Annotated in this window: 24 protein-coding genes and 1 tRNA gene; 19 read left to right on the forward strand and 6 right to left on the reverse strand. The window is 64.6% G+C overall.

Going from position 1 to position 22,605, the window contains the following annotated elements:
• Nucleotides 1-230: 230 nt before the first annotated feature.
• The 9 genes from glyA (at nucleotide 231) to ACTUWL_RS32150 (ending at nucleotide 8,773) form a co-directional block, all read left to right on the forward strand.
• Nucleotides 231-1,532, forward strand: coding sequence for a serine hydroxymethyltransferase (gene glyA / locus ACTUWL_RS32110; protein ID WP_021079069.1), 1,302 nt, complete (start codon nucleotides 231-233; stop codon nucleotides 1,530-1,532).
• Nucleotides 1,533-1,607: 75 nt separating this feature from the next.
• Nucleotides 1,608-2,090, forward strand: coding sequence for a transcriptional regulator NrdR (nrdR, locus tag ACTUWL_RS32115; RefSeq protein WP_016844999.1), 483 nt, complete (start codon nucleotides 1,608-1,610; stop codon nucleotides 2,088-2,090).
• Nucleotides 2,087-3,235, forward strand: a complete 1,149-nt coding sequence (gene ribD / locus ACTUWL_RS32120) for a bifunctional diaminohydroxyphosphoribosylaminopyrimidine deaminase/5-amino-6-(5-phosphoribosylamino)uracil reductase RibD (RefSeq protein WP_021079070.1) — start codon at nucleotides 2,087-2,089, stop codon at nucleotides 3,233-3,235. Before nrdR ends, ribD begins: the two co-directional genes overlap by 4 nt.
• A complete protein-coding gene (locus ACTUWL_RS32125; RefSeq protein ID WP_021079071.1) occupies nucleotides 3,235-3,843 on the forward strand; it encodes a riboflavin synthase in 609 nt (202 codons plus the stop codon). The genes ribD and ACTUWL_RS32125 overlap by 1 nt, the downstream gene beginning before the upstream one ends.
• Before the next feature lie 213 nt (nucleotides 3,844-4,056).
• Nucleotides 4,057-4,548, forward strand: a complete 492-nt coding sequence (ribH, locus tag ACTUWL_RS32130) for a 6,7-dimethyl-8-ribityllumazine synthase (protein WP_021079072.1) — start codon at nucleotides 4,057-4,059, stop codon at nucleotides 4,546-4,548.
• A gap of 2 nt (nucleotides 4,549-4,550) precedes the next feature.
• Nucleotides 4,551-5,045, forward strand: coding sequence for a transcription antitermination factor NusB (nusB, locus tag ACTUWL_RS32135; RefSeq protein ID WP_021079073.1), 495 nt, complete (start codon nucleotides 4,551-4,553; stop codon nucleotides 5,043-5,045).
• A gap of 138 nt (nucleotides 5,046-5,183) precedes the next feature.
• Nucleotides 5,184-6,185 carry a thiamine-phosphate kinase gene (gene thiL, locus ACTUWL_RS32140; RefSeq protein ID WP_021079074.1) on the forward strand — a complete coding sequence of 334 codons (1,002 nt, stop codon included), beginning with the start codon at nucleotides 5,184-5,186 and terminating at the stop codon, nucleotides 6,183-6,185.
• A gap of 221 nt (nucleotides 6,186-6,406) precedes the next feature.
• Complete coding sequence (locus ACTUWL_RS32145) at nucleotides 6,407-8,527, forward strand: sodium-translocating pyrophosphatase (RefSeq protein WP_021079075.1); 2,121 nt, start codon at nucleotides 6,407-6,409, stop codon at nucleotides 8,525-8,527.
• Between the two features lie 90 nt (nucleotides 8,528-8,617).
• Complete coding sequence (locus ACTUWL_RS32150) at nucleotides 8,618-8,773, forward strand: hypothetical protein (RefSeq protein ID WP_021079076.1); 156 nt, start codon at nucleotides 8,618-8,620, stop codon at nucleotides 8,771-8,773.
• 38 nt (nucleotides 8,774-8,811) lie between these two features.
• Here ACTUWL_RS32150 and ACTUWL_RS32155 read toward each other — a convergent pair whose 3' ends face one another.
• Both ACTUWL_RS32155 and ACTUWL_RS32160 read right to left on the reverse strand, forming a co-directional pair.
• Nucleotides 8,812-9,819, reverse strand: coding sequence for a Bug family tripartite tricarboxylate transporter substrate binding protein (locus tag ACTUWL_RS32155; RefSeq protein ID WP_021079077.1), 1,008 nt, complete (start codon nucleotides 9,817-9,819; stop codon nucleotides 8,812-8,814).
• 94 nt (nucleotides 9,820-9,913) lie between these two features.
• The gene (locus ACTUWL_RS32160; protein ID WP_021079078.1) at nucleotides 9,914-10,339 is read right to left on the reverse strand and encodes an outer membrane protein assembly factor BamE; all 426 of its coding nucleotides are present in this window, start codon (nucleotides 10,337-10,339) and stop codon (nucleotides 9,914-9,916) included.
• 191 nt (nucleotides 10,340-10,530) lie between these two features.
• On the opposite strand from ACTUWL_RS32160, the gene ACTUWL_RS32165 reads away from it, so the two are divergent.
• From ACTUWL_RS32165 to ACTUWL_RS32195, 7 genes are all read left to right on the forward strand, one after another.
• Nucleotides 10,531-11,082 carry a ubiquinol-cytochrome C chaperone family protein gene (locus tag ACTUWL_RS32165; protein ID WP_021079079.1) on the forward strand — a complete coding sequence of 184 codons (552 nt, stop codon included), beginning with the start codon at nucleotides 10,531-10,533 and terminating at the stop codon, nucleotides 11,080-11,082.
• Nucleotides 11,079-11,666 (forward strand): YceD family protein, encoded by a 588-nt coding sequence (locus ACTUWL_RS32170; protein WP_021079080.1) that lies wholly within the window; start codon nucleotides 11,079-11,081, stop codon nucleotides 11,664-11,666. The genes ACTUWL_RS32165 and ACTUWL_RS32170 overlap by 4 nt, the downstream gene beginning before the upstream one ends.
• 309 nt (nucleotides 11,667-11,975) lie before the next feature.
• Entirely contained in the window at nucleotides 11,976-13,037 is a 1,062-nt protein-coding gene (plsX, locus tag ACTUWL_RS32175; protein WP_021079081.1) for a phosphate acyltransferase PlsX, read from the forward strand.
• Nucleotides 13,034-14,011 (forward strand): beta-ketoacyl-ACP synthase III, encoded by a 978-nt coding sequence (locus tag ACTUWL_RS32180; protein WP_021079082.1) that lies wholly within the window; start codon nucleotides 13,034-13,036, stop codon nucleotides 14,009-14,011. The genes plsX and ACTUWL_RS32180 overlap by 4 nt, the downstream gene beginning before the upstream one ends.
• A 130-nt stretch (nucleotides 14,012-14,141) precedes the next feature.
• Nucleotides 14,142-14,477 carry an integration host factor subunit alpha gene (locus tag ACTUWL_RS32185; protein ID WP_021079083.1) on the forward strand — a complete coding sequence of 112 codons (336 nt, stop codon included), beginning with the start codon at nucleotides 14,142-14,144 and terminating at the stop codon, nucleotides 14,475-14,477.
• Nucleotides 14,478-14,506: 29 nt separating this feature from the next.
• Nucleotides 14,507-15,100, forward strand: a complete 594-nt coding sequence (locus ACTUWL_RS32190; RefSeq protein ID WP_021079084.1) for a MerR family transcriptional regulator — start codon at nucleotides 14,507-14,509, stop codon at nucleotides 15,098-15,100.
• A gap of 98 nt (nucleotides 15,101-15,198) precedes the next feature.
• Nucleotides 15,199-15,276, forward strand: a tRNA-Pro gene (locus ACTUWL_RS32195).
• A gap of 61 nt (nucleotides 15,277-15,337) precedes the next feature.
• Here ACTUWL_RS32195 and ACTUWL_RS32200 read toward each other — a convergent pair.
• The gene (locus tag ACTUWL_RS32200; RefSeq protein WP_035651500.1) at nucleotides 15,338-15,850 is read right to left on the reverse strand and encodes a MarR family winged helix-turn-helix transcriptional regulator; all 513 of its coding nucleotides are present in this window, start codon (nucleotides 15,848-15,850) and stop codon (nucleotides 15,338-15,340) included.
• A gap of 453 nt (nucleotides 15,851-16,303) precedes the next feature.
• Here ACTUWL_RS32200 and ACTUWL_RS32205 point away from each other — a divergent pair, with 453 nt between their 5' ends.
• The 3 genes from ACTUWL_RS32205 to ACTUWL_RS32215 all read left to right on the forward strand — a co-directional run bounded on the left by ACTUWL_RS32205 (nucleotide 16,304) and on the right by ACTUWL_RS32215 (nucleotide 19,741).
• A complete protein-coding gene (locus ACTUWL_RS32205) occupies nucleotides 16,304-17,851 on the forward strand; it encodes a porin (protein ID WP_021079086.1) in 1,548 nt (515 codons plus the stop codon).
• A 413-nt stretch (nucleotides 17,852-18,264) separates the two neighbouring features.
• Nucleotides 18,265-18,444, forward strand: a complete 180-nt coding sequence (locus ACTUWL_RS32210) for a hypothetical protein (RefSeq protein WP_106940212.1) — start codon at nucleotides 18,265-18,267, stop codon at nucleotides 18,442-18,444.
• Nucleotides 18,445-18,778: 334 nt separating this feature from the next.
• Nucleotides 18,779-19,741: an SDR family oxidoreductase gene (locus ACTUWL_RS32215; protein ID WP_021079088.1), complete on the forward strand. Its 963-nt coding sequence runs from the start codon at nucleotides 18,779-18,781 to the stop codon at nucleotides 19,739-19,741.
• A 79-nt stretch (nucleotides 19,742-19,820) separates the two neighbouring features.
• Here ACTUWL_RS32215 and ACTUWL_RS32220 read toward each other — a convergent pair whose 3' ends face one another.
• From ACTUWL_RS32220 to ACTUWL_RS32230, 3 genes are all read right to left on the reverse strand, one after another.
• The gene (locus ACTUWL_RS32220) at nucleotides 19,821-20,291 is read right to left on the reverse strand and encodes a GcrA family cell cycle regulator (RefSeq protein WP_021079089.1); all 471 of its coding nucleotides are present in this window, start codon (nucleotides 20,289-20,291) and stop codon (nucleotides 19,821-19,823) included.
• Nucleotides 20,292-20,340: 49 nt separating this feature from the next.
• Entirely contained in the window at nucleotides 20,341-20,541 is a 201-nt protein-coding gene (locus ACTUWL_RS32225) for a hypothetical protein (protein WP_016844973.1), read from the reverse strand.
• 163 nt (nucleotides 20,542-20,704) lie between these two features.
• The gene (locus tag ACTUWL_RS32230; protein WP_021079090.1) at nucleotides 20,705-22,531 is read right to left on the reverse strand and encodes an AMP-binding protein; all 1,827 of its coding nucleotides are present in this window, start codon (nucleotides 22,529-22,531) and stop codon (nucleotides 20,705-20,707) included.
• Nucleotides 22,532-22,605: the final 74 nt, after the last annotated feature.

Here is a 22,605-nt window from a genome sequence, read left to right on the forward strand (position 1 = left end):
CCGGCTGGAACCGGGACCGGCGGCGACCGGGATCGGGACGACCGGGCCGGGCGCCGGGAGGAGTCGCAATCCCCGCCATCCCCACCATATCTGGCATAATTGACCGCCGGGGACCGCAAGCGCTTGGCCATTTTGGGGTGATGTGATAACCCTCTGAGACCAGCTTCGACCGCCACTCGTGACCGTCCGCACCCAAAGTAAAGGCTTGCGGCGTTGGAGATATTTCGCCGATGACCTCATCCTCCAAGACCGCTTCCGCGCCCGATTCCTTCTTCACGGCGACCCTTGCCGAGGCCGATCCCGAGATCGCCGCCGCGATCAAGGGCGAGCTCGGCCGGCAGCGCCATGAGATCGAGCTGATCGCCTCCGAGAACATCGTCAGCCGCGCCGTGCTGGAGGCGCAGGGCTCGGTGATGACCAACAAATACGCGGAAGGTTATCCGGGCGCGCGGTACTATGGCGGTTGCGAGTGGGTCGACGTCGCGGAGAACCTCGCGATCGAGCGCGCCAAGAAGCTGTTCGGCGCCGGCTTTGCCAACGTGCAGCCGAACTCCGGCAGCCAGATGAACCAGGCGGTGTTTCTGGCGCTGCTGCAGCCGGGCGACACCTTCATGGGTCTCGACCTCGCCGCCGGCGGCCATCTCACCCACGGCTCGCCGGTCAATATGTCCGGCAAATGGTTCAAGGCCGCGCACTACACTGTGCGCCGCGAGGACCAGATCATCGACATGGACGAAGTCCAGAAGCAGGCCGAGCAGGTCAAGCCGAAGCTGATCGTCGCCGGCGGCTCGGCCTATTCGCGTGCCTGGGACTTCAAGCGCTTCCGCGAGATCGCCGACTCGGTCGGCGCGTATCTCCTGGTCGACATGGCGCATTTCGCAGGCCTCGTCGCCGGCGGCGTGCATGCCTCGCCGGTGCCGCACGCCCACGTCACCACCACCACGACGCACAAGTCGCTGCGTGGTCCGCGCGGCGGCCTGATCCTCACCAATGACGAGACGCTCGCCAAGAAGCTGAACTCGGCGATCTTCCCGGGTCTGCAGGGCGGCCCGCTGATGCACGTGATCGCGGCCAAGGCGGTGGCGTTCGCCGAGGCGCTGCGGCCCGACTTCAAGGTCTACGCCAAGAACGTGGTCGAGAACGCCAAGGCGCTGGCCGAGACGCTGCGCAGCCACGGCCTCGACATCGTCTCCGGCGGCACCGACAACCATCTGATGCTGGTCGACCTCCGGCCGAAGGGGTTGAAGGGCAACATCTCCGAGAAGGCGCTGGTGCGCGCCGCCATCACTTGCAACAAGAACGGCATCCCGTTCGATCCCGAAAAGCCGTTCGTGACCTCGGGCCTGCGTCTCGGTACGCCGGCCGCGACCACCCGCGGCTTCGGCGTTGCCGAGTTCAAGCAGGTCGGCGGCATGATCGCCGAAGTGCTGAACGCGCTGGCGCAATCGCCGGACGGCAAGGCGCCGCTGGTCGAGGCCGCGATCAAGGAGCGCGTCAAGGCGCTGACCGATCGCTTCCCGATCTACCAGTAAGTAAAGGAGCGCATGATCCGGAAAAGTGGATACCGGTTTTCCGAATAGATCATGCGCAAATAAAGGTCCCGTCGGATGCGCTGCCCGAGCTGCAATTCTCTCGATACGCAGGTCAAGGACTCGCGTCCGACCGAGGACTCCGCTGTGATCCGCAGGCGGCGCGTGTGCATGGCCTGCAACTTCCGCTTCACGACTTTCGAGCGGGTGCAGCTGCGCGAGCTCACGGTGATCAAGCGCAACGGCCGCCGCGTGCCGTTCGACCGCGACAAGCTGGTGCGCTCGCTGCAGATCTCGCTGCGCAAGCGCCCGGTGGAGTCCGAGCGGGTGGAGAAGATGGTGTCCACCATCGTCCGCGAGCTCGAAAGCGGCGGCGAGGCCGAGGTCTCTTCGGAGGCGATCGGCGAGATCGTGATGGAGCATCTGCGCCAGCTCGACGACGTTGCCTATGTGCGCTTCGCCTCGGTCTATCGCAATTTCCGCGAGGCCAAGGACTTCGAGGCGGTGCTCGACGAGCTGACCGGCGAAGAGGATCCGCGGCTCGCAACGTTGCGAAAATGATCTTTCGCATTCTCGAAGACCAGTTCGCGCAGAAATCCAAGGAGGCCAAAGCCGCCGATCTGCGCTTCATGCAGCTTGCGCTGGCGCTCGGCCGCCGCGGGCTCGGGCGCACCTGGCCCAATCCGGCGGTCGGCGCCGTGATCGTCAAGGATGGCGTCATCGTCGGTCGCGGCTGGACCCAGCCGGGTGGCCGGCCGCATGCCGAGGTCGAGGCGCTGCGGCGCGCCGGCGACGCTGCCCGTGGCGCCACGCTCTATGTCACGCTAGAACCCTGCTCGCATTTCGGCCGTTCGCCGCCCTGTGCGGATGCCGTGGTCGCAGCCGGGCTTGCCCGCGTGGTGTCGGCGATCGAGGACCCCAATCCGGACGTCGGTGGCAAGGGACATGCGAAGCTGCGCGCAGCCGGCATCGCGGTCGATGTCGGGCTGTGCGCGGCGGAGGCCGCGCGCGACCACGCCGGACACTTCCGCCGCATCACCGACAAGCGCCCGCATGTGATCCTCAAGCTCGCGGTGTCCGCCGACGACAAGATCGCGGCGCTCGGTCACAGGCCGGTTGCAATCACGGGCGAGGCCGTGCGGACCCGCGTGCATCTGTTGCGCGCGCAGTGTGACGCGATCCTGGTCGGCATCGGCACGGTGCAGGCCGACGATCCGCTCTTGACCTGCAGGTTGCCGGGCATGGCGGCGCGCTCGCCGATCCGCGTGGTGCTGGATCGCGCGCTACGGATCTCGGGCGACAGCCGAATGGTGCATTCCGCGCGCGAGACGCCGCTCTGGGTGATGACATCAGACCTGGCGGAGGCGCCTGCCGCGGTGAAGCTCGGCGCCGCGGGTGCGCAGGTTATCCGCGTTGCCACCGGTGCGCCGGCGGGGCTCGATCTGCCTGCCGTCCTGCATGCGCTGGCGGAGAGGGGGATCACGCGGCTCCTGGTCGAGGGCGGGTCTCGCGTGGCAAATTCTTTCGTGGCAGCGGGCCTTGTCGATGAAATCTGGCTGTTGCGCGGACCCGATGCGATCGGCGCCGACGGCGTTCCCGCGCTGGACGCAATGCCGCTCGCCGCAATCACGCAGTCGCCCGCTTTCCGGCTTCGTGCTAGCGAAACCCTCGGCAAAGACAGTCTCAATATCTACGAGCGTGCGTAATGTTTACCGGAATTGTCACCGACATCGGTGAGATCGTTAGCCTGAAGCCCGTGGCGCAGGGGCAGCTGCATCGGTTGCGGATCGCCTGCGACTACGACCAGACCACGATCGCCGACGGCGCCTCGATCGCCTGCAACGGCGTCTGCCTCACGGTGGTCGCCTCCGGCACGTCAGACGGCAAGACCTGGTTCGACGTCGATGCCGCGGCCGAGACGCTCGGCATGACCACCGCCAGGCATTGGGGGCAGGGCGGCAAGCTCAACCTCGAGCGTGCGCTCAAGATCGGGGACGAACTCGGCGGTCACATCGTGGCCGGGCATGCCGACGGCATTGCCACCATCGTCAAGCGCGACGACCTGCCCGACATGGCGCGCTTCGAGCTTCGCACCACCCGCGAGCTCGCGCGCTTCATCGCGGCGAAGGGCTCGGTCACGCTGGACGGCGTGTCGCTGACCGTGAACACGGTCGACGACGTCACTTTTTCGGTGCTGATCATCCCGCATACGCTGTCCGTCACGACGCTTAGCGGCTGGAAGGCCGGTAGCGAGGTCAATATCGAGGTCGACCTGATGGCCCGCTACGCCGCGCGGCTGTCGGAGATGAAATAGCCTCGATCCGACATTGCGGCCGAGACGGACGTCATTATGTGCCAATTCGGCTCCGGCGACTGCCGGCTGGATGGCCTATGCATTGCGGGCGAAGCCGACCTGAAAAATCGCCCCGATCGCGGTGCCATCCAGGCCAGTATTGCCCTTGGCTTTACCGCCTGCTGCGCCTAAAACGCTGCACAAATCCTCCCCAAGTTCCGATTGGTTATTGCAATGGCTGACGCGCGGCGCGCACCCCTGAAGGACCAGACCGACATCACAGGCGCACGCGTGCTGATCGTCGAGGCCCGGTTTTACGACGACATCCAGGATGCGCTGCTGGAAGGCGCGCTGGCCGAGCTGAAGGCGGCCGGCGCCGGCCACGACGTCATCACGGTGCCGGGCGCGCTGGAAATTCCGGCGGCGATCGCGATCGCGATCGATGCCGCTGAAGCGAACGGCAAGCCCTATGACGCGGCGATCGCGCTCGGCTGCGTGGTGCGCGGCGACACCATTCATTTCGAGATCGTCTCGATGGAGTCCTCGCGCGGATTGATGGATCTGGCCGTCAGCCGGAAATTCCCGCTCGGCAACGGCATCATCACCGTCAACACCGAGGCCCAGGCCTGGGCGCGGGCGCGCGCCAGCGAGTTGAACAAGGGCGGCGACGCGGCTCGCGCCGCGATCGCGATGCTGCGGATCAAACGCCGTCTGGCAAAGGCCTGACCATGGCTGACAGCAACAAACCCGGCAAAGCCCCTGAAAGAAAGGCCAACCGGCGCGGCGCGGCGCGGCTCGCCGCCGTGCAGGCGCTCTACCAGATGGACATCGGCGGCGCCGGGATCAACGACATCTTCGCCGAGTTCGAGAGCCACTGGCTCGGCAACGAGGTCGAGGGCGACAAATACCTGCCGGCGGAAGCTGCGTTCTTTCGCGACGTCGTCTCCGGCGTGGTGCGTGACCAGGCTAAGCTCGATCCGCTGATCGACGAGGCGCTCTCGAAGGGTTGGCCGCTGAAGCGGATCGACGCGATCCTGCGCGCGGTGCTGCGGGCAGGATCCTACGAGCTCGAGCATCGCAAGGACGTGCCGGGCCGCGTGGTGGTTTCCGAATATGTCGACGTCGCGCATGCCTTTGTCGAGAAGGACGAGACCGGCATGGTCAACGCCGTGCTCGACCAGATCGCGCGCCAGTTCCGCGGCGACGAGTTTGTGCGGGGCTGAACCACGTATTCCGCCGTCATCACCCGCGAATGCGGGCGATCCAGTACGCCGCGGCGGTCATTGGCAACAACTGCTGCCGCGGCGTACCGGATCGCCCGGTCAAGCCGGGCGATGACAGCTGAGGGTAAGGCGCACGACATGGCAGAGCGTCACGACGGCCCCTCCGGCGAAGACTCCCTGATTGCGCGCTATTTCAAGCCGCTGGCGACCGATCCGGGTGCGTTCGGCCTCGACGACGACGCCGCCGCGCTGAGGGCGGCCGGCGAGGACATCGTGGTCACCACGGATGCCATCGTCGAGGGCGTGCATTTCCTCCCCGATGATCCGCCCGACACGCTGGCGCGCAAGGCGCTGCGGGTGAACCTGTCCGACATCGCGGCCAAGGGGGCTGTGCCCGCCGGCTTCGTGCTGACGCTGGCCGTGCGCAAGGTCGATGAGGCCTGGCTGAAGCCGTTCGCGCGGGCGCTTGGCGAGGACGCTGCCGATTTTGGCTGTCCGCTGCTTGGCGGCGATACGGTTTCCACGCCGGGGCCGCTGATGATCTCGATCACCGCGTTCGGCCGGCTGCCGCAGGGCACGATGGTGCATCGCGCGGGCGCGCAGGCGGGCGACCGCGTGTTCGTCACCGGCACGATCGGCGACGCCGCGCTGGGTCTCGATGTGCTTCAGGGAGGTCCGGTCGCGGCGGCGTTGGCCGACGATGCCGCCGGGCGGGATTTTCTTGCCGCCCGCTACCGGGTTCCGCAGCCGCGCAACGCGCTTGCTCGTGCCGTCCGTGCCCACGCCAGCGCCGCGATGGACGTGTCCGACGGTCTCGCCGGCGATCTGGCCAAGCTTTGCGCAGCCAGCGGTGTGACGGCCGTGATCAACGTGCCGAGCGTCCCGTTGTCATCTGCGGCCGCGGGGCTGCTCGCACGCAAGGCAATCGGGATCGAGACCCTGATCGCCGGCGGCGACGACTACGAACTTTTGTGCGCGGTCCCGAGCGATCGCGCAGATGCTTTCCTGCGAGAGGCGCGCCAGGCCAAGGTCACGGTGACCGCCATCGGCGGCCTGATTGCCGGTTCGTCACCACCGAGCTTCCTCGACGGGCAGGGCAGGGAACTGAAGTTGCAGCGGCTGTCCTACAGCCATTTCTAGAATTCTCGGCCGGACGGCGCCGATTTTCCTTCCAAATAGCTGCCCATATCGGCCTTTTCGGCCACAGGTAGCGTTGCACAGCGGTAACGATTTTGGCAAGGTCGTGCCCGATTTGAGGCAATCCGTTTTGGGGAGGGTTGTCCTCGCAAAATAAGCGCCTGCCGCGCCCTAGCGGCACAAATAGGCGCGGGGGTTACATCAAGGATCTGAGGCAACATTCAATGACAGCTTTATGGTTGATTGTGCTCTGCGGGGCGCTTTCCATCGTCTACGCGATCTGGGCGACCCAGTCGGTCCTGAACGCGGATGCGGGCAATGCCCGCATGCAGGAAATCGCGGGCGCGGTGCGCGAGGGCGCACAAGCCTATCTGCGGCGGCAGTACACCACGATCGGCTTGGTCGGTATCGTGATCTTCGTGCTGCTGGCCTACTTCCTCGGCCTGCTGGTGGCCCTCGGATTTGCGATCGGTGCAATCCTGTCGGGCGCGGCCGGCTTCATCGGCATGAACGTTTCGGTGCGTGCCAACGTCCGCACCGCGCAGGCGGCGACCACCTCGCTCGCCGGCGGCCTCGAACTCGCCTTCAAGGCGGGCGCGATCACCGGCCTGCTGGTCGCTGGTCTCGCGCTGCTCGGCGTCACGATCTACTTCATGGTGCTGGTCAAGTTCCTTGGGCTCGAAGCCGGCAGCCGCACCGTGGTCGACGCCATGGTGGCGCTCGGCTTCGGCGCCTCGCTGATCTCGATCTTTGCCCGTCTCGGCGGCGGCATCTTCACCAAGGGTGCTGATGTCGGCGGCGACCTCGTCGGCAAGGTCGAGGCCGGCATCCCCGAAGACGATCCGCGCAACCCGGCCACCATCGCCGACAACGTCGGCGATAATGTCGGCGACTGCGCCGGCATGGCGGCGGACCTGTTCGAGACCTATGCGGTGACCGCGGTCGCCACCATGGTGCTCGCGGCGATCTTCTTCGCCAAGACGCCGATCCTGGTGAACATGATGACGCTGCCGCTCGCGATCGGCGGCATCTGCATCATCACCTCGATCATCGGCACCTTCTTCGTCAAGCTCGGCGCCAGCCAGTCGATCATGGGAGCCCTCTACAAGGGCCTGATCGCCACCGGCGTCCTGTCGCTGATCGGCGTTGCCGCCGTCATCAACTGGCTGATCGGCTTCGGCAAGCTCGACGGCGTCGACTACACCGGCCTTTCGCTGTTCTGGTGCGGCGTGGTCGGTCTTGCGGTCACCGGCCTGATCATCTGGATCACCGAATACTACACCGGCACTGACTACCGCCCGGTGAAGTCGATCGCGGCGGCCTCGGTCACCGGTCACGGCACCAACGTGATCCAGGGCCTCGCCGTCTCGATGGAGGCGACCGCGCTGCCCGCGATCGTCATCATCGCCGGCATCCTGGTCACCTACAGCCTGGCCGGCCTGTTCGGTATCGCGATCGCGACCGCCACCATGCTGGCGCTGGCCGGCATGATCGTCGCGCTCGACGCCTTCGGCCCGGTCACCGACAATGCCGGCGGCATCGCCGAAATGGCGGGTCTGCCGAAGGAGGTGCGCAAGTCGACCGACGCGCTCGACGCGGTCGGCAACACCACCAAGGCGGTGACCAAGGGCTACGCGATCGGCTCCGCCGGTCTCGGTGCGCTGGTGCTGTTTGCGGCCTATAACCAGGATCTCAAATTCTTTATCAGCGACTCCAACGCCCATGCCTACTTCAAGGGCGTCAATCCGGACTTCTCCCTGAACAATCCGTACGTCGTGGTCGGCCTGCTGTTCGGCGGCCTGCTGCCGTATCTGTTCGGTGCGATGGGCATGACCGCGGTCGGCCGCGCCGCCGGCGCGATCGTCGAGGAGGTGCGGCGTCAGTTCCGCGAGAAGCCCGGCATCATGCAGGGCACCGACAAGCCGGACTACGGCAAGGCGGTCGACCTGCTGACCCGGGCCGCGATCAAGGAGATGATCATCCCCTCGCTGTTGCCGGTGCTGTCGCCGATCGTGGTCTACTTCCTGATCTATTTCATCGCGGGTGGTGGCGCGGACGGCAAGTCGGCGGCGTTCTCCGCGGTCGGCGCCATGCTGCTCGGCGTCATCGTCACCGGTCTCTTCGTGGCGATCTCGATGACCTCGGGCGGCGGCGCCTGGGACAACGCCAAGAAGTACATCGAGGACGGCCACTACGGCGGCAAGGGCAGTGATGCCCACAAGTCCGCGGTGACCGGCGACACCGTCGGCGATCCCTACAAGGACACGGCGGGCCCGGCGGTGAACCCGATGATCAAGATCACCAACATCGTGGCGCTGCTGCTGCTGGCGATCCTCGCGCACTGAGCGGCGACACGAACGAATCCAAAGCCCCGCGGCGAAAGCCGCGGGGTTTTTGTTGGAATAGCCAGACGCGAACAACACGGAGAACAATCGATGTCGCTCTCATCCGCCCGCAACTATGCGCTTCGCGCCTCCAAATCGCAGGATCAGACAGAGGCCATCGAGCTACTCTCGAAGGCGATCATGGAACTGGCGATGTCGATTGAAGCCACCGACGCCAAGGTGAAGAAGATCAACAAGTCCTCGTAGCGTCGGCCGCACCGCGAGCCCAAATGACGGCTGCGCCGTCACTTGACCTCCATCTGCAAGCCTTCCTTCTCGATGATGGCGGCGAATTTCCTGGTCTCGGCATCGACGAAGTCGGAGAATTGCTGCGGCGTGCCGTAGTCGGCGCGGGCGCCCATGCCGGCGATGTTCTTCCTGACGTCGTCGCGCGCCAGCATCGCCTTGATCTGGCGGTTCAGCTCGTCGACGACGGGCGCGGGTGCCGTCTTCGGCAGGAATACGCCGAACCAGGACGCGACGTCGAATTTGGCGAGCTCCGGCGCGCCCTCGCGCATGACGGGCAGGTTGGGCGCGGAGTCGCTGCGGTCGGCCGTCGTCACGCAGAGCCCGTTCAGCTTGCCGTCCAGCACCTGCGGCAGCGACGGATAGAGATTGTCGAACAGGATCTGGATGTCGCCGGCGAGCCCGGCCTGCAATGCCGGGCCGGCACCGCGGAACGGCACATGCGTCATCTTCAGCCCGGTCAGTTGCAGGAACCAGGCGCCGGTGAGGTGGGGGCTCTGGCCGGTGCCGGACGAGCCGTAAGTCAGCTTGTCCGGGTGCTTCTTCAGATAGGCGATCAATTCGGGGATCGACTTGAGGCCGGTCGATGGATGCGCCGAGACGATGTTCGGGATCCGGATCATGTTGGAGACCGCCTGCAACTGGTCGGCCTTGTAGGTCAGGTTGCGGAAGATGCCGTAGGCGATCGCGTTCGGACCGGGATTGCCGATCAGGATGGTATGGCCGTCGCCCTTGCTGCGCGCAACCTCCGCCGTGCCGATGGTGCCGCCGGCGCCCGAGCGATTCTCCACGACCACCGACTGGCCCCAGAGCGGCTGCAAATGCGCCGCGAGTAGCCGGCCCATCACGTCGGTCGATCCGCCGGCGGCGGCCGGCACGATGATCCGGACCGTCTCGGTCGGCCGCCAGTCGCCGGCCCCCAGGCTCGCGCGCGGCAGGATCGATGCGGCCGTCAATGCGGCCGTGCCCGACAATACCGTACGACGGGAAAATCTCTTGGCTCTCACGCGCTTACCCCCTGCTCAGGCTCTTGTTTGCGAGCAAGCCTAGGGGAGCGCTTGCCCGTTGGGCAAGCGACAAACTGGCGCAGTTCCTTACGCGCTAGTTAAAGCTCAGCAGCTTGAACAGCGGTGTGAGGTAGGACATTTCCTGGCCCGACGTCGGCGTGGTCCGGCTGACGAAGTCGAAGATCTTGCCGTCCTTCAGGCCGTAATTGGCGAGCCGGCGCACTTGCCGGTTCTTGTCGAAATAGACCGCGATGACGCGCTGGTCGACCACCCGCTGATTCATGAATGCGACCGGGCGCGAGGTCCGTTGCGAGATGTAATAGAACACCTCGCCGTCCAGCGTTGCGACCGTCGACGGCGTGCCGAGCACGATCAGCACCTGATCCTGGCTGGCGCCGATCGGAATCTGCTCGAGCGCTCCGTCGGGCAGGATGTAGCCCTTCTGGAATTGCTCACCGGCACAGCCGCCGAGCGCGGCGCCGCAGACGAGGCCAACGACCGCGAGGGCGCGGAAGCGCATGAAGAACCCGCGCGCGGAAGCCGTGCGAGACTGTCGTGAAAGAGTGTGGTTCATCGGCGGAACTGATCCGTCCCCTTGCATCGGCCGGAGCATTGACGTACCGGGCAGCTCAATGGATTGCAATCATGCCGAGCTCCAACGGGCGAACCCTCAACAGGTGTCCTTTGGGGGGCCGGCAGCCGGAACCCGTCATGCTTTGGCCGTTCAATCACTTGAGAAGACCCCGGGTGCCCGCGCGGAGCACCATTGAGACCATCTATGGCATGATCGTGACGCAGGCGCGAGAACCGTTATTTTACCGTGACTTGGGCGTTCCGGACACGGTTAATGGCCGTTTTGACCTGCTTCTGATGCACCTGTGGATGGTGTTGCGCCGACTGAAATCCGTCGATGGCGGTGCGGAGCTGTCACAGGCCCTGTTCGATCACTTCTGCATCGACATGGACGACAATCTCAGGGAAATGGGCGTCGGCGACCTCACGGTGCCGAAGCGGATGCAGGCGTTCGGCGAAGCGTTCTACGGTCGCACCGCGGCCTATGATCTGGCGCTGACCGACCGCGACGAGGCCCTGGCCGAGTCGTTCTGCAAGAACATCCTCAACGGTCAGAATATCGAGAAAGCCCATGAACTGGCCGCCTATGCCCGGGAGGCGATGGCCGGATTGGCGCGCGCGGACCGTGCGGCGCTGATCCAGGGAGCGTGGCGCTTCCCCGCGCCGCAGGCGGCCGGGAGCGCGGCATGAGCGGCGGCACCACAGGGCGGCCCGAGCGCGATCGCGATCCCTGGCGCGTCCTCGTCAACGTTGCGCAGATCCCCGACACCGGCCTGCATCGTGAGATCGCCGCCGACGAGGCGGCGCGAAAGGCGATGGCCGACGTCGCGGAGTTGCGGGAGGTCATCTCGGCGCAGGCGGAGTTTGACCTGCAGCCCAAGCGCGACGGCAGCTATCACGTCACCGGCCGGGTTCAGGCCCGCATCGGGCAGACCTGCGTGGTGACGCTCGAGCCGATCGAGAACGAGATCGATGAGCCGATCGATGTGGTGTTCGCGCCGCCCGAGCAGATCCCGGAGATGGCCGACCTGGTCGACGACGCCGAGGAGAGCGGCGAGGAGACGCCGGACCCGCCGGAGCCGATCGTCGGGGGCTTCATCGACATCGGCCGGCTCGCCACCGACGCGCTGTTCCTCGGCATCGACCCATATCCGCGCAAGGTGGATGCGGTTTTTGAACAGGAGGTTGAAGCGCCTGATCCGGAAAATCATCCGTTCGCCGCGCTGAGGGCGCTGAAGGAGAAGCCTGACGGCAAGAAGCCCAAGGGCAGCTAAAGGCGGCCGACGTCACATTTGCGGGGATGGCTTGCTGCAGAGCTGCGCGAACGGTGTCCGTGGCCACTTCAAATAACTGTCACAATACATTGAAATACAATGTATTTCTGATATAGCTTGATGCGTCGTGTGACGGTTCGGCCACTGCCTCGTTCGTGGTCAAGAGGTTGTGTCGGACCGCGGACACGCTATTGTCGCGGCCCGGCCGGGACGCGAGTTGGCGTTTCGGCAGGCGCCGTTGACGGCGGTGACTTCAAGCTCGCGGTCTTCGTCTGAAGGGCTGTGGGAGAGCAGGCTTCCGGGACGTTCATGCCTCATAAGGTTCGAATAGCGCTTGACGCCATGGGGGGCGATGTCGGCGCTTCCGTGGTCATTCCCGGCGCCGCGATCTCATTGAGCCGTCACCCCGACTGCGAATTCCTGCTGGTCGGCGACCAGGCCCAGATCGAGCCGGAGCTTGCCAGACATCCCGCGCTGAAGGCGGTATCCAAGGTGATCCACACCGACGTCGCCGTGAAGGGGGACGAGAAGCCGAGCCAGGCGCTGCGGCGGACCCGCAGGGCGTCCTCGATGTGGCTTGCGATCGACGCCGTCAAGCACGGCGAGGCCGATGTCGCGATCTCGGCCGGCAATACCGGTGCGCTGATGGCGATGGGTAATATCAACCTGCGGACGCTGCCCGGCGTCGACCGCCCGGCGCTCGCCGCGGTGTGGCCGACCTTGCGCGGCGATTCCGTCGTGCTCGACCTCGGCGCCACGATCGGCGGCGATGCCCACCATCTGACGACGCTGGCGGTGATGGGCAGCGCCATGGCGAGCGTGCTGTTCAACCTGGAGCGGCCGACTGTCGGCCTGCTCAATATCGGGTCCGAGGAGATCAAGGGCCACGAGGAAATCCGCGAGGCCGCCGGCATGCTGCGGGCGATGAACGCGTCCCAATTCAACTATATCGGATTTGTCGAGGGCGACGGCATCGGCAAGGGCGCCGCCGACGTGATCGTGTCGGAGGGCTTCTGCGGCAATATCGCGCTCAAGACCGCCGAGGGAACCGCGCGCCAGATGTTCGCCCTGCTGCGCGAGGCCATGTCGTCGAGCTGGCTGGCGCGGATTGGCTATCTGCTCGCCCGCGGCGCGTTCCAGAAGCTGCGCGACAAGCTCGACCCCAACAAGTCGAACGGCAGCATACTGCTCGGCCTGAAGGGCGTGGTGGTCAAGAGCCATGGCGGCGTCAACGCAGAAGGCTTTGCCTACGCGGTCGATGTTGGCTATGAGATGGCCCACTACGATCTCCTCACCAAGATCAATCAGATGCTCAATCGCGACGGCAGCGCCCTGGTGCAGGCGCAGACCGCGCAGGAGGCTGTCTCGTGACTGCGATACGTTCGGTAGTGCTCGGCTGCGGCTCATATTTGCCGGAGCGGGTTTTGACCAATGCCGAACTGGCTCAGCGAATCGACACGTCCGATGACTGGATCGTGCAGCGCACCGGCATCAGCGAGCGGCACATCGCGGCCGATGACGAGTTTACCTCGCATCTTGCGATCAAGGCGGCGCAGGCCGCGCTCGCCGATGCCAAGGTCGACGCCCAGTCGATCGACCTGATCGTGCTGGCGACCTCGACGCCCGACAACACGTTCCCGGCGACCGCGGTCGCGGTCCAGCATGCGCTCGGCATCAACCATGGCGTCGCGTTCGATCTGCAGGCGGTGTGCTCCGGCTTCGTCTTTGCGCTGACCACCGCCGACAATTTCCTGCGCGCCGGCCATCACAAGCGGGCGCTGGTGATCGGTGCCGAAACCTTCTCGCGCATCCTCGACTGGAGCGACCGCGGCACCTGCGTGCTGTTCGGCGATGGCGCCGGCGCGGTCGTGCTGGAAGCGCAGCCGCATTCAGGAACGACCGACGATCCCGGCGTACTGACGACGCATCTGCGCTCGGATGGCCGCCACAAGTCGAAGCTGTTCGTCGATGGCGGTCCCGGCTCGACCAAGACGGTCGGTTATCTCCGGATGGAGGGCCGCGAGGTGTTCAAGCACGCCGTCGGCATGATCACCGACGTGATCGTCGATGCGTTCAACGCCACCGGCTTCACCGCCGATGACATCGCCTGGTTCATTCCGCACCAGGCCAACAAGCGAATCATCGACGCATCCGCCCACAAGCTGCATATTGCGCCGCAGAAGGTGGTCTTGACAGTCGACAAGCACGGCAACACCTCGGCCGCCTCGATCCCGCTGGCGCTGTCGGTCGCCGTGAAGGACGGACGCGTCAAGAAGGGCGATCTTGTGCTGTTCGAGGCGATGGGCGGCGGCTTCACCTGGGGCTCGGCGCTCGTGCGCTGGTGAGTGCTTCGCTTAAAAGTACGGATATTTCGTAAGGTTCTTTTCCAGCGTGCATGCTGGTCGCTGTTGACCATCGCGCGCTAAGCTTTTAATTTCAGTCAGGAAATTGTTCGCCGAGAGTGCGGGGCAGGCGATGACGACGGGAACCGGAAAAACAGTGACGCGCGTCGATTTGTGCGAAGCGGTCTACCAAAAGGTAGGTCTGTCGCGCACGGAATCGTCGGCGTTTGTCGAGTTGGTGCTGAAGGAGATCACCGATTGCCTTGAGAAGGGCGAGACGGTGAAGTTGTCCTCGTTCGGCTCCTTCATGGTGCGCAAGAAGGGCCAGCGTATCGGCCGCAATCCAAAGACCGGCACCGAGGTGCCGATCTCGCCGCGGCGTGTGATGGTGTTCAAGCCGTCGGCGATCCTGAAGCAGCGGATCAATGGCCATGCCGTCACCAATGGCGACGGCAGCAAGGCCGATTAACTGGCGTTGAAGCCAAGAGGAGCGGGCATTTGGACAAGGCGCCGGATGCGTTCCGTACCATCAGCGAGGTCGCTGACGAACTCGATATCCCGCAGCATGTGCTGAGGTTCTGGGAAACGCGCTTCGCGCAGATCAAGCCGATGAAGCGCAGCGGCGGACGCCGTTACTATCGCCCCGACGACGTCGACCTGCTCAAGGGCATCCGCCGGCTGCTGTACGGCGAAGGCTATACCATCCGCGGCGTGCAGCGGATCCTGAAAGAACATGGCATCAAGTCGGTGCAGGGCATCGCCGACCAGGCCGCCGCGGTCTCCTTCGGCGCGGTCGAGGAGGCGGTCGGCAACAGCATGGCCGAGCCCGACGACGTCGAGAGCAGCGACGGCCTCGATTTCGACGGCGAGGAGGGCGACGGCGACGAGAAGGGCATCGACTACCGATTCGTCGATCCCGACGAGGATCCGATCCTGTCGACCTACAAGGCGCATGCCCAGCCGGGCAAGGCGTCCGCGCCGCCGCCGGTGCGGCCTTCCGTTCCGTCAGCGGATCGGGAGCGGCTCGAACGCGTGCTGCAGGAGCTGGTTGCCTGCCGGCAGATGATCGATACTGCGATGAAGGACGGCTGATCCAAGGAAACCCGGGCGGGAACCGGTGCCCGGATTGCTGCCTTCGAGGCCCTGCTTTGCCTTGCGCGAACGCAGGATCGCAGCTAATGGAACGGCATCGGAGCGTGGCGCAGCCCGGTTAGCGCACTAGTCTGGGAGACTAGGGGTCGGAGGTTCAAATCCTCTCGCTCCGACCATTTTTCAAAGCATTCGAGTTCTCAAACCGGCGTTGCCTTCGGCCCAGCGTGGCCCGCCGCCTCAGGTCTCGAAATCCATCGCTGCGATCAGGCACGCCTTTTCCAGGCGATTGGTGAGCGTCGCAAGCTTGGCCGTGAACTCGGCCAATTCGGGCTCGCTGAATTCCTCGAACACGGTTTTCTTGAACGCCTTGTGCTGCTCGGCGAGGCCCGCCAGATGCTTGCGGGTCTTGTCGGTCAGCGACAGGCGGACCACGCGCGCATCGGCCGGGGAGGGCGCGCGACGCAGCAACTCCTTCTGCTCGAGCAACTTTGACTGCGTGGTCACGAACGACGGATCGACGTGCAGCAGCTTCGACACCACGTTGATCGGTACGCCGACATCCTTGTCGAGATCCGAGATCGCCATCAGGATCATCCATTGCGGACCGCTGACGCCAAGCGCCTTGCCCCAGAGTTGGCGGACCCGTTCAAGATGCGAATTGATGGATGAAATTTCGAGCGTGAAGCGCTTGATGATGTCGAGATGCTCGATGGCGCGCTGACGCGTCGAATCCTTCCTGGTCACTGACACAGCTTCCCCTTCCCTAGGTGCCGACTCAGCTTTGTGCTGATTTATTTCTTTGTTCCCGCGTCGGCGCGGTATTTTTTCTCGTAAGTCGCTCAGGAACGCAAGTGAACGTAAAGCAATTATGATGCGTATGTGACGGTTCGGTTTTTTGGGTGCGACAATTTTGCCCACACATACAAGGGGCTTACGGCGAGCGTTGCCGACGAGACACAGTGTGGCCGCATTCGCATTCCTGACTTTATAAACTATTTTGATTGGCGAACTCGCGCATGCATATTGAACCCGGCGGTAGGGGAATCTCGATCGTCCCGTTGCGGTGATCGTTCAAGTCCGCCGCACTCCCAGAGATTGATCTGCGGGTGCGGGGTTTGGGGAAAACGGTCTTGGACAATGCGGGAGGATCACGGGGCGCTCGCGACCCGGACTCTACGCATATGAGCAACTTGGAGGTTTGATATGACATTGGCGAAGAGCCTTATTCTGGGCTCGGCCGCCGCGCTGGTCGCGGTCGGCGGGGCACAGGCGGCCGATCTTCCCGTTAAGGCCAAAGCGGTCGAGTACGTGAAGGTCTGCTCTCTTTATGGTCCGGGCTTCTACTACATCCCCGGCACCGACACCTGCATCAAGCTGGGCGGCTTCGTCCGCGCTGACCTCGTGGTCAACGGCAACGGCGTGTACGGTCCGAATACCAACGGCGCCAGCGGAGCCAACAACCGTTTCACCAACGGCTACACCTGGCGTTCGCGTGAAGACCTGAACATCGATACGCGCACCGCGACCGAGTACGGCGTGGTCCGCACCTATTTCGATGCGGTGTTCACCTGGACCTCGGACAGCTACGCGGCCAACGGCGCCGGCGGCACCGTCTACTCGGGCCTCGGTTCCGGCGCGGCGACGGTCAGCGCTCCGAACAACGCCAACTCCGGTGCGGTTGCGGCTGGTACGGTCGGCGTCTACTACGCCTTCATCCAGTTCGCCGGCTTCACCATTGGTAAGTCCGTCTCGCAGTTCGCTGCGCCCTGGACTGCCTATCCGGGCAACAACTACGACGCCCTCGTCGGTGGCATCAACACCACCAACGGCGTCAACCAGTTCACCTACACCGCGCAGTTCGGCAACGGCGTCTCGCTCGCTCTGTCGGCGCAGGATCAGGTTGCCTACACGCAGGCTGGCGTGAACAACCTCGGTGCTGGTGGTGCGTACGGCGCGAGCGACTATGCCGGCACGATCACGCCGGACTTCATCGCTGCGCTCAAGGTCGACCAGGCCTGGGGTATCTTCCAGGCGTCGATCGCAGCCCATGACAACCACGCAGCCTACTACGGCGCCACCGAAGTCACCGGCCATCCCGACGACAAGTGGGGCTGGGCTGGTGCACTGGCCCTGTCGATCAAGAACATCCCGACCGGACCTGGTGACACCATCAACATCCAGGGCGTCTACACCGACGGCGCGACCCGTTACAACATCCAGGATCTGGCCGGCGGCATCAGCTCGGCCGTCATCTATGGCGGCTCAAACCTGCCGGGCGCTTACGGCAGCGTTGGCTTCGGCACGGCACCCGACACGGTGTTCGGCCCCGGCGGTCAGCAGCAGTCGATCAAGACCTGGGGCTTCCGCGGTGCGTACACCCACAACTGGGATCCCTACTGGAACACCAGCTTGTACGGTGCATACGCTGCGGTCATGTACAACGACACGGCTAAGTCGCTCATCTGCGGCGTTGGTGGCGTCGGTGGCACGTTCCGCGCTGCCTTCGCTGGCGGCGCTGGTGTGACCAGCTGCAACCCCGACTACAACATCGGTCAGCTCGGCCTGATCACTCGTTGGACTCCGGTCAAGAACCTGACCTTCTCGGCCGACGTGACCTACGTCCATCTCGATCAGAAGTATGCCGGCACGATCACCACGTCGGCTGGTGCGATCGGCAAGCCGGTCGCGACCTACGAGCTGAAGAATCAGGACACTGTCCAGATGCTCTTCCGCGCTCAGCGTAACTGGTAATACCGGTTGATCTGATCAGGATCTGACAGAACCCCGGCAGGCAACTGCCGGGGTTTTTCTTTGAGTGAAAGCTCTCGCGATGGACGAGAGCGTTCTCAAGCAAGTGGATACCGGTCCGCGTGAAGAAAGCGCGTCAAAAGGGCTTTGGCTGCGTCATTTCTGTCCACGCGAACAACGAAGACGAGCCATGCGATTCATTCGCCGCAAACTTATTTACTTAGCTGATCTACTAAACTATATACGGAGTAGCCAACACATTGAATGATGGCTCTTAGCGTCATGCTAAGCCTCCCAAACCTCCGGCAATGCCCTGCCGGAGGTTTTTGATTCGGTGCGGTCAAGATTTGACGGAATCGATCCGCAGTGCATTCTCGTCGTTCATGGGACGCTTTAAGAACAGCCGCCTGGCGCGCATGAGCAGCGGCCACTATTGCCTGATACGGGATCTCGGGCTGGTGAAGGGCGGCAAGGGATTGCGGCACCATGAGGTGGTCATCGACTTCTCGTGGCGCGGCCTGCTCAAGCTGGCCGTGAGCGCCGGCACCGCTGTGCTGCGGCGGCGCGCGCCGGTGCGGATCGAAACAGCCGAATAGCGCGGGAGGATCTCGAGTTGAGCCGATCAACCGCAACGCCGCGCGTTTCGCAATAGTCCAACAGCGATCGTCATCAGCGTTGTCACGACCGATCGGGCCACGACATGCACGATCATTGTATCCGCTTGTCGATGTCAGATTGTTCGCAACGCGGAATGATTTCATGACGCGCCCCTCTGCTTCAATCTGATCCGCACGGCTCAACTGCGCGTGAGGGGCGCGCGCCGTTGCTGGACGATAATTCGGTGATGTACAGTGTTTCCGTCAGATGGTTGGGACTGCGATCCGCGCTCCAGCCGAAACCAAGAAAAAGCAGGGAAGGAACGGATCCCACATGAAGGATTTTGCCGGAAAGATTGCCGTCATCACCGGTGGCGGCACGGGCATGGGACGCGAGCTCGCACGGCAACTCGTCGCAGAGGGATGCAATGTCGCGATGTGCGACGTCTCGATGGAGGCGATGGCGGAGACCAAGCGGCTCTGCGAGGTCGAGAAGCTGCCGCAGGGGCTGCGTATCACCACCCACGTCGCCGACGTCTCGATCGAGGATCACTACAAGCGCTTCCGCGACGAGCTGGTCGAGCAGCAGGCGACCGACAAGATCCATCTGCTGTTCAACAACGCCGGAATCGGTGGCGGCGGCAGCCTGTTCACCAACACGCGCGAACAGTGGGAGCGCACCTTCAACATCTGCTGGGGCGGCGTCTATCTCGGTGTCCGCACCTTCCTGCCATTGCTGGTGAAGGCCGACGAGGCACACATCGTCAACACCTCGAGCGTCAACGGCTTCTGGGCCTCGGTCGGGCTCGGCGTCTCCCACACCGCCTACAGCGCCGCGAAATTCGCCGTGAAGGGATTCACGGAGGCGATGATCAACGATCTCCGCCTCAACGCGCCGCATGTCAAATGCTCGGTCGTGATGCCCGGTCACATCGGCACCTCGATCGTGTCGAACTCGCGCAAGGTACAGAACGGCTCAGATCAGCTCAATCCCGACGAGCTCAAGCAGGCGCGTCAGCGTCTGCAAGGGCAGGGCATCGACGTCGCCAAGATGTCGGATGCCGATATCCAGCAACTCGCGCTCGACCGTGCCCGCATCTTCCACGACGAGGCGCCGACCACGGCGGCCGCCGCCGCCAAGATCATCCTCGACGGCGTCAAGGCCGATCGCTGGCGTATCCTGGTCGGCGACGATGCGCATATGCTCGACGAGCGCGTGCGCAAGACGCCGGAGCAGGCATACACGCCGGAGTTTTATCAGGACCTCGTAGCGGCGACCGGCTGGAAGGTCGGCTGATTGGACTGAGGCCCGTCACCCCCGCGAAAAGGCAAAGCCTTTGCGCGGGGATCACGGGGGCAGCGCTTGCTTGTTGCCATCAACTACCGCGCATCGCGCGTTGGCGCGATCCGGACTGATAGGCGAGGCGGTAATGCCCTGGGCAATAGGGCATCCCGCCGAGCGGAGTGTTGCCGCAGAAGCAGAAATCATCGGCGCCCGGGCTGCTGATCGGCCAGCGGCAGCGCTGCTCGCTCAATTCGAACAGCGAACAGTTGTTGACGCTGACAACAGGCGCATCGTAGGGCTCCGTCTCGTAGACCGCCTGAAGCAGCTGGAGTTGCTGCTTCGCGGTCGCCCGTTGCGCGGCGTGGACGGCGGATTTCTTTCGCCGTGCCCGGCGTTCCTCCGGCGTCGTGCGCGTCAGGTTCAGCCGCGACAGCTTGCCGATGACAGCATTGCGGCTAACGCCGATATTGACGGCGATGTCGCGGCAGGAGAGGCCGGCTTCAAAGTAGATCTTGAGTTGGTCGACGCGCTCTGGCGTCCAGGTCTCTTGGTTGACAATCATCTGACGGTTCCACGTTCTGTGTTGAACCGCCGCGCGGACGCGTGCGCCGTCAGGGCGTGCGTCCGTTGTCGCGGATTGCAAGCAACCCGTCCTTGATGGCGAGCCGAATGCCTTCCTCGATCAATGTCCGTGCAACGCCCGGGACGCTCGTGCCGTGGGTGCCCTGTCTCACCAGCTTCTCGAGATAACCAATGGTCGAGAGTGCCAGTGTGACCGGGACGCGGTCGGTTTCGGCCTTTTCCGTAGCCATGAGAAAACGCTTAACCCTGAACGCCTGTACTGAAAAGTATCTATTTAGAGTCTATTTAGAAATGAGGCAGTTCGTCAAGCGCCGGTCGCAAAATGCGAACAGCCGCGCCGGAGGCGGATTCCGGCACGGCGTCACGATCAGATTACTTAGCTATATGAATGAGTTAGGTGCGTAGCTCGACCTTGACCGGGAACGTCTTCAGAAGCCGCTCGGCGGTTTCGGCCTTGTCCGCAGGCGCGCTCACGCTGAGGTACAGCCCGCGGGACGGGTCGGTGATGGCCTCGACGCTGACCTCGTCGGACAATCCTTCCCGCGCCAGCAGCTCGCGCGCGGCCTCGCCGGCGGCGATCTCGCGCAGCTTGGGCTTGAAGATCTTGCCGACCGGCGTGACCGGCATCTCCGCAATCACCGACACCACGCGCGGACGGGCGGGCGGCTCCAGGATGTTGTCCTGCACGAACGCGGCGAGCGCCTGCGGATCGATCTGCGCGCCGGGCTGGGCCGAGACGAACAGCATCGGCACTTCGCCGGCATAGCTGTCGGGACGGCCGACGGCCGCGGCCAGCGCCACGCCCGGAAACGCCAGCGCGGCGTCCTCGATCGCACGCGGATCGATGTTGTGGCCGCCGCGGATGATGACGTCCTTGGCGCGGCCCATGATGTAGACGAAGCCGTCGGCATCGATCCGGCAGATGTCGCCGGTGCGCAGCCAGCCGTCACGGAATGCTTCTTCGGTCTGCTTCTCGTCGACGTAACCGGCGAACACCTGCGGGCCCCGGGTCAAGAGCTCGCCGACCGGCGAGGGCCACGGCCCGGTGTGAAGCTTGCCGCCCTCGAGGATCGCAAGCTCGACCAACGGATTGCGGGTGCCGACGCTCTCGGCGCGCGGCCTCACGCCGTGCACGTCGTGAGTGATGGCGCCGGCGAGCTCGGTCATGCCGTAGAGCTGCTGGATGCAGTCGCCGCCCCAGGTCGCGAGATAGCGCCGCTCGATCTCCGGCGGGCAGATCGAGGCGCCGGTGGCGGTGACGCGCAGGCTCGAAATGTCGCTGTCGGCGACCGGGATGTCGGCGAGCGCGCCGAGCGTGGTCGGCACGTTGCCGGCGATGTTGACGCGGTATGTCTCGATGATTTTCCAGAAATGGGTGATCAGCGCCGGATCGCGCGCCCCGGCGGGACCCGGGATGAACATCGTCGTGCCGGCGGCAAGGCAATTGGCGGTCGTGCAGAACAAGCCGCCGACATGGAACAGCGGCAATGTGATCATCGCACGCTCGCCGCGGTGGAAATCGAGCGCCATGCGCGAGGAGACGGTGGAGGCGACCATCGCGCGATTGGTCAGCCGCGCCACCTTGGGATGGCCTGTCGTGCCGCCGGTCGGCAGCATCACTGCGACGCGGTCGGCCTCGCTCATGTCCCTCGACTTGCCGTAGTCGTCGCGCCAGGCCGGATCCGGCCGCAGCACCTCGCCGTCGAACGCGATACTGCCGTCGAGCGGCACAACCACGATGCGCCGGAGCGACGGCACCTCGCGCTGCAGGCCCTCGACCCTTTCATACAGGCCGCCCGGCATTCCCGGTGGCGGCGCCAGCAACAATTTTGCGTTGATCGCATTGAGCTGGGCCGTGATCGCTTCCCGCGTGAACAGCAGGTTGAGCGGTTCGGCGACGCCGCAGGCGGCTGCGCCGAAGATCGCGACCACGGTCGCAGGACATGCCGGCAGCAGGATCGCGACCGCATCGTTCTTGCCGATACCCTCCGCGCGGAAGTAGTTTTCGGCCGCCTTGACGTAGCCCATCAGCTGATCGTTCGAGATCACGACCGGGTTGGGATCGAGCGGCGAGCGCAGATAGATCGCGGCTTCGGCGTCCGGCGCGCCCTGCGGGCCGCGGGCGATGAGATCGAGGATCCGCGGGCAGGCGGCGAGCGTCTCCCGCATCTCCTTGTCGCGCGCAGCTTCGTCGGCCGGCGAAAGCCTGTCCTTCAGCATATCCGTCCCCGTCCATTCTTGTTCGTTGGGAGGGGGATTGTATCGAGCCGCACGCGCGGAACACAAGTGCGGCT

The organism is Bradyrhizobium sp. WCU1 (genome assembly GCF_053474805.1).